Origin of the sequence: Sphingobium vermicomposti (genome assembly GCF_011762025.1) — a bacterium.
Classification (GTDB): Bacteria; Pseudomonadota; Alphaproteobacteria; order Sphingomonadales; family Sphingomonadaceae; genus Sphingobium; species Sphingobium vermicomposti.
On sequence record NZ_JAASQR010000003.1, the window covers coordinates 528,874 to 547,627 of the forward strand.

The 18,754-nt window shown below is 65.0% G+C and carries 9 protein-coding genes; 2 read left to right on the plus strand and 7 right to left on the minus strand.

Annotation, left to right across the window (positions count from 1 at the left end):
* Nucleotides 1-59 precede the first annotated feature (59 nt).
* Complete coding sequence (gene recJ, locus FHS54_RS12340) at nucleotides 60-1,826, minus strand: single-stranded-DNA-specific exonuclease RecJ (protein ID WP_167304096.1); 1,767 nt, start codon at nucleotides 1,824-1,826, stop codon at nucleotides 60-62.
* A gap of 135 nt (nucleotides 1,827-1,961) precedes the next feature.
* Between recJ and FHS54_RS12345 the strand changes: the two genes are divergently transcribed.
* Both FHS54_RS12345 and FHS54_RS12350 read left to right on the plus strand, forming a co-directional pair.
* Nucleotides 1,962-4,073 carry an autotransporter assembly complex protein TamA gene (locus tag FHS54_RS12345; protein ID WP_167304097.1) on the plus strand — a complete coding sequence of 704 codons (2,112 nt, stop codon included), beginning with the start codon at nucleotides 1,962-1,964 and terminating at the stop codon, nucleotides 4,071-4,073.
* Nucleotides 4,073-8,293 (plus strand): translocation/assembly module TamB domain-containing protein, encoded by a 4,221-nt coding sequence (locus FHS54_RS12350; protein WP_167304098.1) that lies wholly within the window; start codon nucleotides 4,073-4,075, stop codon nucleotides 8,291-8,293. The genes FHS54_RS12345 and FHS54_RS12350 overlap by 1 nt, the downstream gene beginning before the upstream one ends.
* Before the next feature lie 13 nt (nucleotides 8,294-8,306).
* Here the strand turns inward: FHS54_RS12350 and FHS54_RS12355 are convergent, their stop codons facing one another.
* From FHS54_RS12355 to FHS54_RS12380, 6 genes are all read right to left on the minus strand, one after another.
* Nucleotides 8,307-11,912: an error-prone DNA polymerase gene (locus tag FHS54_RS12355; RefSeq protein ID WP_167304099.1), complete on the minus strand. Its 3,606-nt coding sequence runs from the start codon at nucleotides 11,910-11,912 to the stop codon at nucleotides 8,307-8,309.
* Complete coding sequence (locus FHS54_RS12360) at nucleotides 11,909-13,504, minus strand: Y-family DNA polymerase (RefSeq protein WP_425057317.1); 1,596 nt, start codon at nucleotides 13,502-13,504, stop codon at nucleotides 11,909-11,911. The genes FHS54_RS12355 and FHS54_RS12360 overlap by 4 nt, the downstream gene beginning before the upstream one ends.
* Nucleotides 13,401-14,216 (minus strand): ImuA family protein, encoded by an 816-nt coding sequence (locus FHS54_RS12365; RefSeq protein WP_167304100.1) that lies wholly within the window; start codon nucleotides 14,214-14,216, stop codon nucleotides 13,401-13,403. The genes FHS54_RS12360 and FHS54_RS12365 overlap by 104 nt, the downstream gene beginning before the upstream one ends.
* 457 nt (nucleotides 14,217-14,673) lie before the next feature.
* The gene (gene recA, locus FHS54_RS12370) at nucleotides 14,674-15,747 is read right to left on the minus strand and encodes a recombinase RecA (RefSeq protein ID WP_167304101.1); all 1,074 of its coding nucleotides are present in this window, start codon (nucleotides 15,745-15,747) and stop codon (nucleotides 14,674-14,676) included.
* 99 nt (nucleotides 15,748-15,846) lie between these two features.
* Entirely contained in the window at nucleotides 15,847-16,206 is a 360-nt protein-coding gene (locus FHS54_RS12375; protein WP_167304102.1) for a response regulator, read from the minus strand.
* Nucleotides 16,207-16,289: 83 nt separating this feature from the next.
* Nucleotides 16,290-18,716 (minus strand): hybrid sensor histidine kinase/response regulator, encoded by a 2,427-nt coding sequence (locus FHS54_RS12380; RefSeq protein ID WP_167304103.1) that lies wholly within the window; start codon nucleotides 18,714-18,716, stop codon nucleotides 16,290-16,292.
* Between the last annotated feature and the right edge of the window lie 38 nt (nucleotides 18,717-18,754).

Here is an 18,754-nt window from a genome sequence, read left to right on the forward strand (position 1 = left end):
CTTTAGGGGGGGAGTGGGAAACGGTCAACCCCCTTGGGTCAGGAAAATGACATCGCCGTTCAATCCGCCCAGGCGGCATCCTCCAGATGCAGCTCGGCGGCGGGGCGGGAGCCCCAATCGTCGATCTTTGCGCGGCCCGCGACCCACAGCCGCCGGTCGCGGGGCGCGCCCAATATCGCCTGGCCAAGGTCGGTTTCGGCCTGACGGAAAGCGATGGTCTTGATAGAGCGGCCATCTTCGCCCGCCATCACCGCGCGCAAATGGCCATTGCCCACGACATCGGCCTTGATCACGCGCATCGGACCAGCGGCGACCAGCGGGGCGGGCCATCCCGCGCCATAGGGACCGCCCGCTTCAATCGCCGCGACGAAGTCGGGGTTGACCCCGGCAGGCGCAAGCACCGCGTCGATCAACAGCGCACGGTCGTCCCGCGCGCGCGCTACCGCCGCCGACAATCGTTCGTCGAGGAAGTCGGCCAGCGCGTCGATCCGGTCAGCCGCCACCGTCAGGCCCGCAGCCATGGCGTGGCCTCCGCCAGCGACCAGCAGGCCGCTGTCCTTCGCCGCCAGCACCGCCGCGCCCAGATCAACGCCGGAAATGGAGCGGCCCGATCCCTTGCCGATCCCGCCTTCGTCCACCGCGATCACGATGGCGGGGCGGCGTGCTTTCTCCTTGATACGGCCAGCGACGATGCCGATTACGCCGGGGTGCCAGCCGGGACTGGCGATCACCGCGACCGCGCGATTATCCTGCGCCGCGAGCAGGGCTTCCGCCTGTTCCTGCACCAGCGATTCGATGGCGCGGCGTTCTTCGTTGAATTGTTCAAGCTCGGCGGCGATCTGCGCGGCTTCCAGCGGATCTTGCGTTGTCAGCAGGCGCACGCCCAGATCCGCCTTGCCCACGCGCCCGCCCGCATTGATGCGCGGCCCCAGCGCGAACCCAAGGTCATGGCACAGCGGCGCGCGGGTCAGGCGGCTAGCGTCGATGAGCGCGGACAGGCCGACATTGCGCCGCTTCGCCATCACCTTAAGGCCCTGGGCAACAAAGGCGCGATTCAACCCACGCAGCTGGGCAACGTCGGCGACGGTGCCGAGCGCGACGATGTCGAGCAGTTCCATCAGCGCGGGTTCGGCACGGCTAGCGAACCATCCGCGCGCGCGCAGCACCCGGATCAGCGCCGCGCCCAGCAGGAACGCGACGCCGACCGCCGCCAGATGGCCGTGGGCGGCGGCTTCGTCACATTCATCGAGCCGGTTGGGATTGACGAGGGCAAAGGCGTCGGGAAGCGCGGCGGCGCATTTATGATGATCGACAACAACGACATCGACGCCGGTCTGCTTGGCCATGGCCAGCGCCTCAAACGCCTGGGCGCCGCAATCGACGGTGACGATCAGGGTTGCACCTTCCCCCGCCAGCCGCACCAACGCTTCGCCGGACGGCCCATATCCTTCCATCAGCCGGTCGGGGATATAGGGGCGCGCGGCGAGGCCAAGGTCGCGCAGCAGGCGGATGAGCAAGGCGGCGCTGGTCGCGCCATCCACGTCATAATCGCCAAAGATGCACACATGCTCGCCGCGCTGGACGGCGTCGGCCAGCCGTTCGGCGGCGGCATCCATGTCCCGGAACAGGCTGGGGTCGGGCATGAAGTGCCGGATGGTGGGATTGCGATGCGCCTCCACCGCTTCCCGTGGGCAACCGCGTGCGAGCAACAGCTGCGTCACCAGATCATCGGCCAGATAGCCGGGCGCGCGTGCATCCGCGCCCTGCCCGCGCCAGCGCCAGGGTTGGCCAAGAATGGATCGGGAGACATTGAGCGCGACGGTCATGTCCAGTCCCTAGACCGCCCCGATCGCCATGGGAAGCGGGAGCAAATAGGATAATGGGGAACCAAAGCCTCGACCCAAGCGTATCCCCCTTCCCGCGCGCACGCGTCGGGATGCGAAAGGGGCGGCGCGAAGTTCATGGTGTCCAGGCGGGCGAAATATATCCGGCGTGCCTTGGGCATTTTTATGATCGCGGCCTCTTCCCTTCCCCTGATGGCGCAGACCCTTCCGCCCCCCGCTCCGGCTGCGCCTGAGGAAGAAGAGCCGATCCTGCCCGACAGCGAGTTCGAGGCCCGGTTGCCCAAGGCGGGCGATATGGGCACGGCGGGTGATCCCGACGCACTCCTGCCATCCATCGACAACTGGATCGACCAGCAGATGCCGCAGGCGAGCGCCCCGCAGGACCTGCCGCCCGCCATCGAGCCAGAGGAAGAGCGCGAGCTGGCGCAGCCGCTGCCTCCGCTGAACAGTGTGACCGTGCCGGTTCAGGTCGCGACGGACAGCCCGAACGAAAAGACGCCGGAGGTGCGCTACGCCATCGACATCGAAGGGTTTGGCAACACTGGGCTGGAGGATCAATTCCGCGACGCGTCGGCGCTGGTCGATGGCGATGGCAAGGCGGATACCGCCGCCATGGTGCAGGCGCGGGCGCATGAGGATGAAGCGCTGGCGGTTCGGCTGCTCTATTCGGAAGGCTATTATGACGCGACCGCGCTCGCATCGCTCGACCAGACGGGCGAAGGCGGGCTGAAAGCCGTGGTGTCGGTCACGCCGGGCAAGCGGTACAAGATTGGCGAGATCGTGATCAACGCGGCGGCGACCGTGCCGCCCGGCCTTGTCCGTGACAGCCTGCCGCTCCAGACCGGCGATTATATCGTCGCCGCCACGGTCGAAAGCGCCGAAGCGAATGTGGGCGTGAAGTTGCCCGAAAATGGCTATCCCTTTGCCAAGGTGGGGGAGCGCGACATATTGCTCGACCCCGCCACCGTCACCGGCGCCTATACGCTGCCGGTCGATGTGGGGCCGCGCGGGTCCTTTCGCGGGATCACGACCAGCGGGCGCAAGCAGGCGTTCGGCGCGGATCACATGAAGGTCATCAGCCGCTTCAAGCCCGGCGAACTTTATGACAGCCGCAAGGTCGACGACCTGCGCCGCGCGCTGGTGGCGACGGGGCTGTTTTCCAGCGTCGCCGTTGACCCGGTTCGCACCAATGAAGCTGGACCCGACGGCACCGAATATGTCGACCTGCATGTCGATCAGGAGGCGGGGCCGCCGCGCACGCTGGCGGGTGAGGTCGGCTATGGCACCGGCCAGGGATTCCGTGCCGAAGCGACATGGACCCATCGCAACCTGTTCCCACCCGAAGGCGCGCTGATCGGCAGCGTGATCGCGGGGACGCAGGAACAGGGCGTTTCAGGCACGTTCCGTCGGTCCAACGCTGGCAAGCGCGATCGTACATTCCAGGCGGGGGCGCTGGTCAATCATCAGAATTACGATGCTTACGAAGCCTATACCGCTGGCCTGAACCTCAGTTGGGCGCGCCAGTCGACGCCAATCTTCCAGAAACGCTGGACCTATACCTATGGCGCGGAAATCCTGCTGTCGAACGAACAGACGACGGTAGACCCGGCCACGGCGGAAAAGCGGCGGCTGACCTATTTCATCGGGTCGCTGCCGACGCAGGTCGGTTATGACCGTTCCAATGACCTGTTGAACCCCACCAAGGGATTCCGGGCCAATTTGCGCGTATCGCCCGAAGCGTCGCTGCAAGGAAATTTGTCACCCTATGTCCGCGCGACATTCGACCTGACCGGCTATTATCCGGTGTCCGACGCGCTGGTCATTGCCGCCCGGACGCGGTTGGGAACCATCAGCGGCGCGGCGCGCGACCAGATCGCGCCGTCCCGCCGGGTCTATGCGGGCGGCGGCGGGTCCGTGCGCGGCTTTGGCTATCAGGAATTGGGGCCAAAGGACGCCAATGACGATCCTGTCGGCGGGCGTTCCGTCAATGAATTCGCGGTGGAGGGGCGCTATCGTTTCGGTGATTACGGCGTCGTCGCCTTCGTCGATGCGGGCCAGGTCTATGAAAGCTCCATGCCGCGATTTTCCGACATTCGCTATGGCGTCGGGGTAGGCGGTCGTTTCTACACTAATTTCGGCCCATTCCGCGCCGACATCGCCATGCCGATCAACCGGCAGCCGGGTGAATCCAAATTCACCCTCTATATCGGCATCGGGCAGGCATTCTGATGGTGGACGAAACACCCCCTACCCCCGCCGAAACGGAGACGGGAACGGTCGTGGTCCGCGAAGGCCGGCCGCTGTGGCAGAAGATCGTTCTGGGCGCGGCGGGATTGATCGCGGCACTGGCCGTGCTGGTCGCGGGACTGCTGCTGTTCCTGAATACCCAGCCGGGCAAGAAATTCCTGATCCGCCAGATCGCCGCGCTGAAACTGGAATCAGGCATGGAGATCGAGGTCGGCCATATCGAAGGGTCGATCTATAGCGACATGGTGATCCATGACCTGGTGCTGCGCGATCCCAAGGGGCCGTTCGCCGTGGCCCCGCGCGTCCATGTGGTGTGGAGCCCGTTCCGTTACCTGAACAACCATATTTCCGTCCGGCTGCTGGAAAGCCCGCTGGTGGTGCTGGCCCGCAGTCCGCAGTTCAAGGTGACGGAAAGCGATCCCAACGCGCCAATCCTGCCCGACCTGGACATTGACGTCGACCGGTTGAAGATCGCCCGGTTTGTCCTGGCCAAGCCGGTCATTGGCCAGAAACGCGAAATCGCCATCGACGGCGTTACCCATATGGCGGATGGGCGCGCGCAACTGTCGGCCAATGCGGTGGTCGATAGCGGTGACCGATTGCAAGCCTGGCTGGACGCCGTGCCCGATCAGAATCGTCTGGCGATGAAGGGTACGCTGACCGCGCCCAAGGGCGGCGTAATCGCGGCGATGAGCGGCCTGACCGACGGGATGACCGCGACGCTGGATGGCAAGGGCAGCTGGCAGGCATGGAACGGGCGGATCGTCGCCAATACCCCCAAGGGCGAGCTGGCGAATATCGCACTGGCCGCGCGGGACGGCAATTTCACGGCGAAGGGGCCGGTGCGGCCAGGGCTGGTCTTTGCCGGACCTGTGGACCGGCTGACCGCGCCTGCGCTGATGGTCGATCTGTTCGCCGGGCTGAACGAACGGCGCGTCAACCTGAAAGGGTCGCTGCGGTCGCCAGCGCTGGCGGCGAGCGCACAGGGGCTGATCGACCTAGGCACGAGCCGGTTCAGCGGATTGAAGATCGACGCCGCGCTGCTGACGCCCGGCGCGATCATGGAAAAGGTGCGCGGGCGGGATGTGCGCGCATCCATCATTCTGGACGGGCCGATGGCCACGCCCTTCATCGATTATGACATCACCGCCGCAATGCTGGCGTTCGACCAGACCGGGATCGAAGGACTGAAGGCAAGCGGGCGGGCGGTCATCGACGCCGATCGCATCCGCATTCCGGTGAACGCGACCGCCCGGCGCGTGACCGGCCTGAATGCCGCTGCGGGCGGGTTACTGCAGAATTTGCGGGTAAAGGGCGATTTCGCCTATGCCGCCGGAAAGCTGATCAGCGACAATCTGAAAATCGACAGCGACCGCGTGAATGCGACGGCCATCGTGCTCGCCGACCTCGACAACGCCATTTATCGCGGCGCGTTGAAGGGCCGGGTCAATGATTATCGCATCGATGGCGTGGGCATCGTCAATTTGACGACCGACATGGAGCTGGTGCCCGGCCCCAAGGGCGGGTTCGGCCTGTCGGGCAAGTTCGGGGTGCGCACGGCGCGCTGGGAAAATGCGTCGGTCCGCGACTTTCTGGGGGGCAATGCCGTGATATCCGGGCGCGTCGGCATGACGCCGGAGGGCAAGTTCACCCTGGCCGGGCTGAAGGGTGCCGCCCCCAATTTCCGCGTCCTGTCGGGATCGGGCAGCTATGATACCGATGGCGCGATTGCGTTCGATGCGCGGGCGACTTCCAATCAATATGGGCCGCTGGCGCTGACGGTGCGCGGGACGATGGAGCGGCCCCGCGCCGTGCTGCGCGCCGACCGTCCCAATGTCGGCGTGCAGTTGACCGACGTCGTCGCGAAGCTGAATGGCGAAGCGGCGGGATACCGGCTGGAGGCGACGGGCGGATCGCCCTATGGGCCGTTTTTCGCCAATGTGCTGATCCGCACGGCCAAGGGTCCGCTGACCATCGATGTGACCAAGGCGCGCTTTGCCGGGGTCGACATGAACGGGCGCGTGCAGCAGAGCACCGCTGGGCCGTTCGCCGGACAGCTGGCGATGAACGGGTCGGGCATCAACGGCACGGTGCGCCTGTCCGCCGTGGGCAAGGCGCAGGGCGTCAATGTCGATGCCACCGCCAGCAATGCCCGACTGCCGGGTGAAGCGGAGGTCGTAATCGGTCGCGCCATCGTCACCGCGTCGATGGTGTTGACCGACCAGCCCCGCATCGTGGCAGATGTTCAGATGGCCAACGCCGCCTATGGCGATTATGTCGTGCGCAAGGCGCGCGGACTGATCGACTATCAGGGCGGGCGTGGCCGGGCGCAACTGGTCGCCGACGGTTCGAGCGGGGTGCCTTTCTCCATCGCCGTCAACGCCGCCCTGCGCCCCAGCCTCTATGCCGTCGCGCTGGAAGGCAAGGCGAGCAACGTCCCGTTCCGCTTTGCCCGCCCGGCGATCATCCGCATCGAGCCTGATGGCTATCGGCTGGAGCCTGCGACGCTGGTGCTGCCGCAGGGGCGCGTCGATCTGGCCGGACGTTTCGGCGGACAAACGGCGCTGCAGGCGCGGTTCAAGGATTTCGACCTTGCGATCCTGAACATGGCGTCGCCGGGGCTGGGTATCAGCGGCAAGGCGACCGGATCGCTGGACTTCGCGCAGAGTGGCAACGCCTTTCCCACCGCCACCACCCGGCTGGCGATCAGCGATTTCCGCCGGTCCAGCCTGACCGCCGTGTCCGACCCCGTTGCCATGGCGATGGAAGGCAAGCTGTCAGGCGCGGGCGGCGACCTGCGCGGACTGATCCGGCGCGGCAATGCGACATTGGGCCGCTTCGTGGTGACACTGGCACCGCCGGGACCGGGCGCAAGCTGGACACAGCAGCTTCAATCCGCGCCTTTGGATGGGGGCATCCGCTATGCGGGGCCAGCAGACGTGCTCTTCTCTTTCGCCGGGCTGGCCGACCAGCAGCTGACCGGACCGATTGCCGTGGCAGCCGATTTCGGCGGGCGGCTGGGCGCGCCGCGCCTCAACGGCTTGGTCCGGGCCAACGCATTGACCTATGAAAATGAGACGTTCGGCACTCGCGTCACGCAGATGCGGCTGGACGGGCGGTTTACCAACGACCGGCTCGACATACGCGACTTTTCCGGGCGCGCCGGCGACGGGACCGTGCAGGCGCGCGGCACGGTGGGGCTGGCGGCGGACAGCGGCTATCCGATGGACATTGCGGTAAAACTGGACCGCGCGCGGCTGGCCCGCAGCGAAGCGATCACCAGCGTCGCGACCGGCACGATCAACATTACCAACAGCGCGGCCAATGGCGGATTGATCAAGGGCGATTTGTGGCTGCCCGAAACCCGCTATCGCGTCGCTTGGCAGGGCGGGGCGGAAATCCGCCAGCTGACCGGCGTGCGGCGCAAGGGCGAAGGCAGCGACCTGATGGACCAACGGCTGGCGGGGCGTCAGGCGGCGGCACAACCTGCCAACTGGAAACTCGACATTCGCGTGCGCGCCGACAATGAAATCTATGTGACCGGCATGGGGCTGGATTCCGAATGGAAGACGAGCATGCGCGTCACCGGCACCACCGCAGAACCGCGCGTGGTCGGGCGGATCGAGGTGATCCGGGGCCGCTACAGTTTCTCGGGCCACCAGTTTGAATTGGAGCAGGGGATCATCAACTTCAACGGGCCGATGATGAACCCGACGTTGGCGATCCGCGCGGAAACCCGGATCGACACGGTTACGGCGGGCATCGCCGTCAGTGGCACGGCGCAGCGGCCCGACATCAGCTTTATATCGACGCCCACCCTGCCGCAGGATGAAATCCTGGCGCGCATCCTGTTCGGCGACAATGTCGCGAACCTGTCGGCGACGCAGGCGGTGCAGCTGGCGGCGGCGCTCAACGGCCTGCGCGGTGGAGGCGGCGGGCTTAACCCGATGGGCAAGCTACAAAATGCGTCGGGCATCGACCGGATCGGCATCGTCGGCGGTGACGATGCAACCGGGCGCGGTACATCGCTCGCCGTGGGGCAGCGCATTTCCAACAATATCTATGTGGAGGTGATCACCGACCCCAAGGGCTTTACCGCGACCCAGCTGGAAATCTCGCTTTCAAAGACGCTGAGCCTGCTATCAAAGACTGGCACCAATGCCGGATCGTCGGCGAACCTGCGTTATTCGAAGGATTATTGAGGTCGCCCGATCCTTAATGAAAATCGCGGGACTTGGGCAATATCCGCACATTGCGCGGGTGGCTGGCGGTACGGGGATGCTGGGGGTGGATGAATTCGTCGGCGCGCGACAGGGCGATTTGCGGTCGATGCGTGTCCGACAGGCGCGAAAGATCGGCGGTGCGGTCATGGACGCGGGTCGCCATCAGGTGGACGACGCCTTCCTTGCTGCGCTGCACTTCGCCTTCGACCAGCATCAGCCGTGACGCCATGACGGGCCGTCGCTGCATTTCGAACAGGCGCGCCCAGAGCAGGATGTTGACGATCCCCGTTTCATCTTCGATCGTGATGAAGACGGCATTGCCCTTGCCCGGCCGCTGCCGCACCAACACCACCCCCGCCGTTCGCACCAACGCGCCATTTTTGGCGGCGGATGTTTCCGCGCAACTGAGCACCCCTTCCGCCGCGAAAACCGGGCGCAGAAACTGCATCGGATGGCCTTTGAGCGACAGGCGCGTCATCTGGTAATCGGCCGCGACCTGTTCGGCGAATGGCATGGCGGGCAACATCGCGTCAGGCTCCTGCCCCAGCTCGCCCGCTGCCGCCTGATCGCGCTTGCGGGCGGCGGCGAACAGGGGGAGTTCGTTCGACGGCGTGCGCCGCGCTTCCCACAAGGCCGCCCGCCGATCCTGCCCCAGCGACCGACAGGCGTCAGCGTCCGCCAGCAGGCGCAGCGCCCGCGCGGGCAATCCCGCCCGCCGCGCCAGATCCTCAAGGCTGGTGAACAGGCCCTGTTCCCGCGCATCGACCAGCTGCGCGGCCCATGCCTCCCGAAAACCGTCAATCTGGCGAAAGCCCAGCCGCAGCGCGAGCGCCCGCCCCTCGCCCTCCCCCCGTCGGCGATTCCGCGAACATAGCAGGGGTTCGAGCGCATTGTCCCACCCGCTCATATTCACATCGGCATCATGCACGGCCACGCCATGTTCGCGCGCATCGCGCACGATCTGGGCTGGGGCGTAGAAACCCATGGGCTGGGAATTGAGCAGCGCGCAGGCAAAGACAGCGGGCTGGTGGCATTTGATCCAGGCGGACACATAGACCAACCGGGCAAAGGACAAGGCGTGGCTTTCGGGGAAGCCGTAGCTGCCAAATCCTTCGATCTGACTATAGCAACGCTCGGCGAAATCGCGTTTATAACCGCGCCGCACCATGCCGCCGATCATCTTTTCCTTGAACTTGTCCATGCCCCCCACCTGGCGAAAGGTCGCCATCGACCGGCGCAACTGATTGGCTTCGGAAGGGGTAAACTCGGCAGCAACGATGGCCAGTTTCATCGCCTGTTCCTGAAACAGGGGGACGCCGTAGGTGTGCTTCAGCAGGTCGCGCAGTTCGTTCGGATTGTGTGGCGGGCTGGGCGATGGAAATTCCGGCTTTTCGATTCCCGCCCGCCGCCGCAGATAGGGGTGAACCATGTCGCCTTCTATCGGCCCAGGCCGGACGATCGCGACCTGCACCGTCAGATCATAGAGGTTAGTCGGCTTCAGGCGCGGCAGCATGTTGATTTGCGCCCGGCTTTCCACCTGGAACACGCCGATGCTGTCGCCCTTTTGTAGCATCGCATAGACGGCTGGATCGTCAGAATCGAGATCCACCGTCAGATCATGATCGCCCAGATCATGGTGTCGCATCAGTTCATAAGCCTTGCGGATGCAGCTAAGCATGCCGAGCGCCAGAACATCGACCTTCATGAGGCCTAGCGCATCGATGTCATCCTTGTCCCATTCGATAAAACTGCGGTCGGGCATCGCCGCATTGTGAATGGGCACTGTTTCATCGAGCCGGTTCTGGGTCAGCACAAAACCGCCCACATGTTGCGACAGATGCCGGGCGAAGGGCGCACGGATCAGTTGTTCGACCAGCGACCGCAGCCGCACGATCTCCACATTGTCGAGCGAAAAGCCCGCATCGCGGAAACGGGCGTCGCCCAGATCGCTTGAATAGCTGCCCCAGACCGTGCTGGACAGGCGGGTCGCGATATCGTCGCTAAGGCCCAGCACCTTCGCCACCTCCCGCAGCGCGCTACGGGACCGATAGTGGATCACGGTTGCGGCAATGCCTGCCCGTTCGCGTCCGTAGCGGCGGTAGATATATTGCATCACCTCCTCGCGCCGCTCATGTTCGAAATCGACATCGATGTCGGGCGGTTCGTTCCGCTCTTCCGATACGAACCGGGAAAATAGCAGGTCGTGCTTCATCGGATCGACCGAGGTGACGCCCAGCAGGAAGCAGACGATGGAATTGGCAGCCGATCCCCGTCCCTGGCAGAGGATTGGGGGTTGCTGCGATCGTGCGAACCGGACGAGGTCGTGGACGGTCAGGAAATAATAGGCATAGTTCTGGCGGCGGATGAGGCGCAGTTCCTCCGCGATCAGTTGTTCCACCTTGGCTGGCAAAGGGTGCTGATAGCGTTCCACCGCCGCCTCGCGCACCAGATGTTCCAGCCAGCCGTCAGGCGACCAGCCAGACGGGACCGGCTCATGGGGATATTCATATTTAAGGTCGGTCAGGGCAAAATCGATCTGATCGACGAAACGAACCGTTTCGGCCAGTGCTTGCGGATAGGCCGCATAAAGCCTCGCCATTTCCAGAGGGGATTTGAGATGACGTTCGGCATGGGCTTCCAATCGTCGCCCCGCCTGTCTGAGCGTCACGCCGTCGCGGATGCAGCTAAGCACATCTTGCAAGGGCCGCGCCGATGCCTGGGCATAAAGCACATCGTTGGTCGCGATGAGCGGCACGCCAATTTCCCCGGCGACCCGCTGAATGGCGGCGGCGTGGCGGCGGTCACGCCCATGATAATGCATGGTAAGGCCAAGCCACACCCGCCCCGGCACCCTGTCCTGCAACCGGCGCAGGGCGTCGGCCCATGTGGGCGGGGATGTGGGTGGAACCAGCCTCAGATAGGAAATCGGCTCATTCTCTTTCCCGGAAGGATAGGCAGGTGGGGCCTTGTGCGCCTGTTGCGGTCGTGCGGTGGAAAGCGGCAGAACGATCAGCAGAAGATCGTCGATATGATCGAGCAGGTCGCCAAAGGTCAGGATGCAGTCTCCCTTGACGGCTTCCATATTGCCCTTGGTCAGCAGGCGGGTCAGACGGCCCCAGCCAAAGCGGCTGGTGGGGTAGGCCAGAATGTCCGGTGTGCCATCGACAAAGATCAGGCGGGCACCCACGACGAGGCGCAGGTCGGTTCGACAGGCTGCCTCCTCCTGCGCGGTCAGGCCGGGCGGTTCGCCCCGTTCCTTCTTCGCTTCGATCAGGGCGGCGCGCGCCTTGTCCGGGGCCTCGCGCAGGGCGACATGGGCACGGACCACGCCAGCCACGCTGTTCCTGTCAGCAATGCCTATGGCGCGAAGCCCCAGATGGTTAGCCTGTGCAACAAGTTCGGCAGGATGGGATGCGCCGTGCAGAAAGCTGTAATTGGACATGACGCCCAGTTCGGCAAAGGCAGGGCCTACACCTTGCGATGAAGGCGGGTCGGCTTCCCTGGCCCGCGTCTTTCCCCGCGCTGCTTCGATGACGTTCAATTCGCGCCGGTCGATCGATTTGGGTTTGGATGGGTCGGGACCCTTGCCGCGTTTCATGCGAACAGGCCGTGGATATACCAGCCGGGATGCCGTGCCTCCGCGCCATAAAGGCCGTGGCGAAAGATCCAGTAGCGCCGCCCGCGCGCATCCTCGATCCGGTAATAATCGCGCGTCATGCCCGCGCTTTCGCCTTCCAGCGCGCCGTCCTTCGCCTTCCACCATTCAGGCGCGATCCGTTCGGGGCCTTCATAGCGGGTCACTTCATGGGCCGCCCGCCGCCAGCGGAAACGGTGCGGCGGGCCGTCGGGCACCTGCGCCACCACATCGATCGGTTGGGGCGGGTCAAACAGGTGGATGGGCCGCATCGGCGGATCGCCCGGTTCGCCCTGACAAGGCCAGCTGGACGGCGCGCGGCTTTCGACGGCGGGCAAGGCGAGTTGCGCCTGTTCGGGGATGTGGCTGTCGCGCGGTTCCAGGCGCTGAATCCGCCCCCGCCCCGCCCGCACGGAAAGCCGGTCGATGAGCGCCGCGACCGCTTCCTCGCGCCGTGCTTCTCCGCCTTCCAGCGCCAGCTGGGTCGCGGCCATCGGCTCGGCCTGCGGCACGGTGAGGCGCAGCATGTCGAAGCCGAAACCGGGGTCGAGCGGATCGGACAGGCTGTCGATCCGCTCCTGCACCAGCCGCATGATCGCGGGCGCGTCACGCACCGGCAGACTGGTTTCTACCCGCAGCGGGAAGGCGAGGCCGTCACTGCGAAAAAACATCGCTTCGAACCGGCGTCCCCCCTGCCCGCGCTCGCCGAGCCGCTCGCCCGCTTCGGCTGCCATGTCTTCCAGCACTTTGAGGGCGTAGGCGGTGCTGCCCATCGGTTCGGCAAAGCGGCGCTCGATACGGATCGCCAGGCGGGGACGGCGCGGCGCGAGCGGACGTTGGTTAAGACCCAGCAGGCGATGCAGCGCGTCCACCGCTTCCTCGCCAAAGCGCGCGGCGAGCGTCGCGGCGGGGCGCGCGGCGAGATCGCCGATGGTGCGCAGGCCCGCACGGCGCAGCGCCACGCCGCTATCCTGCTCCAGCCCCAGCGCCTCCACCGGCAGGCGGCGCAAGGCGGCATCTTCGTCGGGCGCGGGGCCTGCGGAAAAGCGGGAAAGCGCATGCGCACCTTCGGGCGTGGCGGCCATGGCGTGACGCACCTCCATCCCGTGCCGTTCGAACCGGTCCACCGCCTCCCGGGCCAGTGCTTCCTCGCCGCCCCACAGATGCGCGCAGCCGCTAATGTCCAGTATCAGCCCGTGCGGAGGATCGAGCGCGACAATGGGGGTATAGCGCGCGCACCCGTCGCACAGCCGTTCCAGCCAGTCCTGGTCGGCATGAGGATCGGCTTCGAAACTGACAAGTTCAGGCTCCTGCGCGCGGGCATCGGCCAGGGTCATCCCCGCGCCAAGCCCCAGCGCCAGCGCATCGGCATCCGGCGAGGCGATGCGCATGGCTCCGCGCACCGGCTCGACGATAACGATCGGCCCGGCATTGCCCCCCGCCTGCCACAGCTCAGGCCGCTCTATGCGCAGCCGGTCGACCGGCAGGAACGGGAACCACAGCGCCAGATAGCGCCGCGTCGTCAGCGCGTCCTCCGCTTCCCTGTCCATGATCATGGCGTTCATCGTCACCTTCTCCAAATTCTCTCCGCGCGCTGTTCCACACGAGCCGCCATGTCATGCCGTCCGGGCCGGAGCGGCGGCGCAACAGGTGAAGCGAAAAGGCGCTCATGCCCGGCGCATTGCCCGGCAACGGCACGGATGGTGCCGCGGTCACCCGCCAGCGCGTTTCCGCCGCGCTCGGCACGGGATCGCCGCCGATCCGCAGCAGCAGCGCGGTGACGCCCGACGATTCCGCGGCCAGCGCCAGGCGGCGGCTGGCGGTCAGGTCCAGCAGTGGCGCTCGCCCGCGCAGTTCGATGACCAGCGCGCCCAATGCGGGACAGCGCAGCGCATCGACCGCAGCGCGCAGCAGCAAGGCATCATCCTTCATCACGCCGATCAACAGCCGGGACGGGTCAAGCCCCAGCGCCGCAAGGCCGGGGCCATAAGGCTGAGCCACTGCCCCCTTGGCGAGGCGCAGCCAGAACAGCGGCGCATCCCCCGCCGCCAGATGAGCGAGAATCAGGGAAAGACCGGCGGCGGCACCTTCATCCTCGTCACCGCCGAACAGTTCATGCAGCCGACCGCGCGCTAGGCCCCCCTGCATGGCCTGGTCAAAAGGCGCGTGCCCCGTGACAACAGGCGCACCGGCTTTCGCCGCCGGAAGCCCTTCCAGCGAGGCGATATGCCGTCTGAGGGCTGAAAGTGTGTTCACCGACTCGATCATAGAAATGTTCTCTATATGTTCTTTTCGATGCTATAGGGGTCCCTGTCAATGGAGGTGGGGAGAGTGGAGCGGGAGGGAGAGGCCGCATAGCGGCGATGGTCGAGAGGCGGTTATGGGTGATCTTCTCCCCTCCCGCAGGCGGGAGGGGCCGGGGGTGAGCCAGCGCAACATTGTCGATGTTCTTCAAAGGCCAAGCTTGAAGCTCGCTTCGCTCGCGCCCACCCCTAACCCCTCCCGTCTACGGGAGGGGAATGCCTTGGAGTGGCCGTTAATCGCATTCAGCTTTCATATTGACCCAGACCACGCGCTTTCCCTTCCACCATGCTTCGCGCGGTCCCCTCCCCCGTCTGGGGAATGAAGGGTGGGCACGTTGCGCACCAGCCAATGGAAAAGGCCCGCCTGCGAATGCGCGGGCGAGCCTTTTCATTGATAGTGAGCGGAGCAGGAAGCGGCGCGTTTATTCGCCGTCATCCTCCGGTTCGGGGCCGGTCATCATCGCTTCGGCGACTTCCTCGGTCTTGCCGCGGATCACCTTTTCCAGGCGGTCGGCCATTTCGGGATTCCCCTTGAGGAAGGTCTTCGCATTTTCACGACCCTGGCCGATGCGGACGGAATCGTACGAGAACCAGGCACCCGATTTCTCCACCACGCCGGCCTTGACGCCAAGGTCGAGGATTTCGCCGATCTTGGAGATGCCTTCGCCATACATGATGTCGAATTCCACCTGCTTGAAGGGCGGTGCGACCTTGTTCTTCACCACCTTCACGCGGGTCGCATTGCCGACAATGTCGTCGCGATCCTTGATCTGGCCGGTGCGGCGGATGTCGAGCCGAACCGACGCGTAGAATTTGAGCGCGTTGCCGCCAGTCGTTGTTTCGGGGTTACCGTACATGACGCCGATCTTCATGCGCACCTGGTTGATGAAGATCACCAGGCATTTGGAGCGCGAAATGGAACCGGTCAGCTTGCGCAGCGCCTGGCTCATGAGGCGCGCCTGCAGGCCGACATGGCTGTCGCCCATTTCGCCTTCGATTTCCGCGCGGGGCACCAGCGCCGCGACAGAGTCGATCACGAGCACATCAATGGCGTTCGACCGCACCAGCGTATCGACGATTTCCAGCGCCTGTTCGCCTGTATCGGGCTGCGACACGATCAGTTCGTCAATATCGACGCCCAGCTTCTTGGCGTATGCGGGGTCGAGCGCATGTTCGGCATCGACAAAGGCCGCAACGCCGCCTGTCTTCTGCGCCTCTGCAATGGCATGCAGCGCCAGCGTCGTCTTGCCTGAGCTTTCCGGCCCGTAAATTTCGACGATGCGCCCGCGCGGCAGGCCGCCAATGCCGAGCGCGATGTCCAGACCCAGCGATCCTGTCGAAATCGATTCAATCTCAATCTTCTCGCGGCTGCCCAGCTTCATCGCCGAGCCTTTGCCGAAGGCACGGTCAATCTGGGAAAGGGCCGCTTCCAATGCTTTCTGTCTGTCCATCGTACCTGTCTTCTTGGAATCAATAAGTGAGAGCATTGCGGTCATCGGCCTATCCCCTGTCAAGCGGATCGCGCCGAATCCTTTGGCGCGCCAGCACGATGTATCCTGTTTGTTCGCATGGAACAAGATAGGAACATAAATTTCCTATTGCGCCGAAAGCACCTTCCCCAACGCCCTGTCCACGGCCCCGATCGTATAGGGCTTGGCCAGCGTAGGACGGTCGGCATGTCCCGACGGCACGTCGTCGGCAATGCCGCCCGTGGCGAAGATGAAGGGAATGCCGTTTTCCGCCAATATGTCGGCGACCGGCCAGCTTTTTTCGCCCTGCAGATTGCAGTCGACCAGAGCCGCATCGAAGCCGCCCTTGCGTGCATGGTCGCATGCTTCTTCGACCGACACGGCAATAGCGTGCAGGCCGTAGCCCAGCGTTTCGAGATAATCTTCAAGCATCATGCCGATCATCACTTCATCTTCAACGATCAGGATGGTCTTGCCTTCAGCCATGCATGCGGTCCCCTATGTCGTTACGCGTCGCTATCCGATCGACGGAGCGGTGCACAGTATAATCGCTTGATCGAACAAGAAGTTCATTCCACCGGGGCGCTCATCGCCAGCGCGTCGCGCGCGGCTTCCGCCAACTGGCTGACGGAAAAGGGTTTGGGCAGGAAGGCGACATTGGCGATGTCGATCGATTTGCGCAGCTGTTCCTCGGCATAGCCCGACATGAACAGCACCGGCAGGTCGGGGTGGGTGTGACGCGCACGCGCCACCATGGATGGGCCGTCCATATTGGGCATGACGACGTCCGAAATCAGCAGGTCAATCTTTTCCCCGCCCGCCAGCACTTCCAGACCCTGTTCCCCGTCATTGGCGGTCAGCACCTTATACCCCTGCCGCGACAGTGCCCGTTCGGCGACGGCGCGGACCATGTCTTCGTCCTCGACCAGCAGCACGGTGCCGGTGCCCCAGGTGTCGCTGCGGCGGATCGGGGTTTTGGGCTGCGCCGCCTGTTCGACATCGGCCCCCTGATAGACGGGCAGGTAGATGACGAAACTCGCCCCGCGCCCCAATTCGGATTCGGCGAATATGTAGCCGCCCGACTGTTTGACGATGCCATAGACGGTGGACAGGCCAAGGCCGGTGCCCTTGCCCAATTCCTTGGTCGTGAAAAAGGGTTCGAAGATCTTTGACAATATGTCGGGCGGAATGCCCAGTCCGGTGTCGGACACGCGTAGCGCCGTATAGTCGGCGGCGGGCAGGATTTCCTGCCGCAATTCCCGCACCTTCGCGGCGGGGACGGCATAGGTCTGGATGTTGAGTGTTCCGCCATCGATCATGGCGTCGCGGGCATTGACGGCCAGGTTGACGATCACCTGTTCCAGCTGGCCCGGATCGGCACGCACCGCGCCCAGATTGCGGCCATGGCTGACTTCCAGCTTCACACTTTCGCCCAGCAGGCGCTTTAGCAGATTGGACACATCGGCGACGATGTCGGGCAGTTGCAGCACCTGCGGGCGCAGGGTCTGCTGGCGCGAAAAGGCGAGCAGCTGCCGTGTCAGCCCCGCCGCGCGGTTGCTGTTCGACTTGATCTGCTGAAGATCGTCATAGTCGCTGTCGCCCGGCGTATGGCGCATCAGCATCAGGTCGCAATGACCGATGATGGCGGTCAGGATATTGTTGAAGTCATGGGCGACGCCGCCTGCCAGCTGGCCGATCGCCTGCATCTTCGTCGCCTGCGCGACCTGCCGCTTGAGCTTGCTTTCCTCACTATTGTCCTTGAGGCTGAGCAGCACCGCCGCCTCGCCCAGGCCGCGTACCCCCGCCAGGCTGAGCGCGGTCGGTTCGTCCGGCTGGTCACGCATCCGCACCGCGATGTCGCCCGACATTTGCGGCCCGACGGCAAAGCGCCGCACTGCGTCGGCCACCGCCGCCTGATCCTCCCGCGCGACCAGATCGCCGGGATAGACCGGCTTGTCGCCGCGCTTCAATCCAGCGGCGCGGGAAAAGGCACCGTTCAGGAACAATATCCGGCCATCGCGGTCGGCCATGGCCAGGCCAAAGGGCAGCAGGGACAGCAACGTTTCGATATAGGAAAGCGACGTGGTGCCGCCCGCGCTACCCGCCGGTTCGTCGATCAGAAGCAGCAGCATAGGGCCGTCCTGCGCGCCACCCTGCGCTGCGCCCGGCTGAACTGCGCGACGCAGCGGCACTTGCAGCAGCCGCAGGGGCAGGCCCCCGGACTCCTCACGCGCCAGGAACAACCGCCCCTTGTCATCCACGCGCATATGGGTCGCGAAATCGCGGCCCGTAATATTAGCATCGATCCGCCCGGCCGCGCGCAGCAGGAACGCGCCGTTCGCCGCCCGGATGCGCCCTTCACCGCCGATCATCACCGCCATGACGCCTGCTTCGCCCATCTGGCGGCCAGCTTCGCCAGTCAGCAGGCGGTGGACATCGTCCAGCGCGCTCGGCTGTCGCACCGGCGAGAAGCGCCACAGCAGATAATCTTCCGCCCGCCCGGTGCGGCACACATCGACATCCAGCCGCAAGGCCCCCTGGGTCAGCCCTTCCACCCGGCCATCGCCATCGCGCCAGGCAAGGCGCGCCGCCGCGCTCAGGCTGTCCAGCAGCGCGGGTTCAGTCGTGATGTTGGGCGGCGCTGGAAAACCGGGAAACCATTCGCCGAACCTGTCGCTGGCGCAAACAAGCCGACCCGATCGGTCGGTGACCGCGATCGCCATGCCCGATGCATCTGCAGCCGCGCGCGCAACAGTCCAGTCGGGCGCAATTTCGCCCTGGGTGGTTTCAGCCGAAGCAAGGCGATGATACCAGCTGAGCAAGGCGGCGACGGCCAGAACAGTGGCTGCGAACCCGGCCGCCAGCACCCCGTCGCCCGCCGCGTAGATGACAAGTGCGGCAGAAACCAACGCCGCCAGGATCAGCAGCGGCAGGGCGAGACGGGACGGCTGTTCGCCTGTCCACGCTTCCTCATCCCTTTTCACCCGCGCGGCCATGACCGGCGTCCCCCTTCAAACGACACTGGACTGCATCG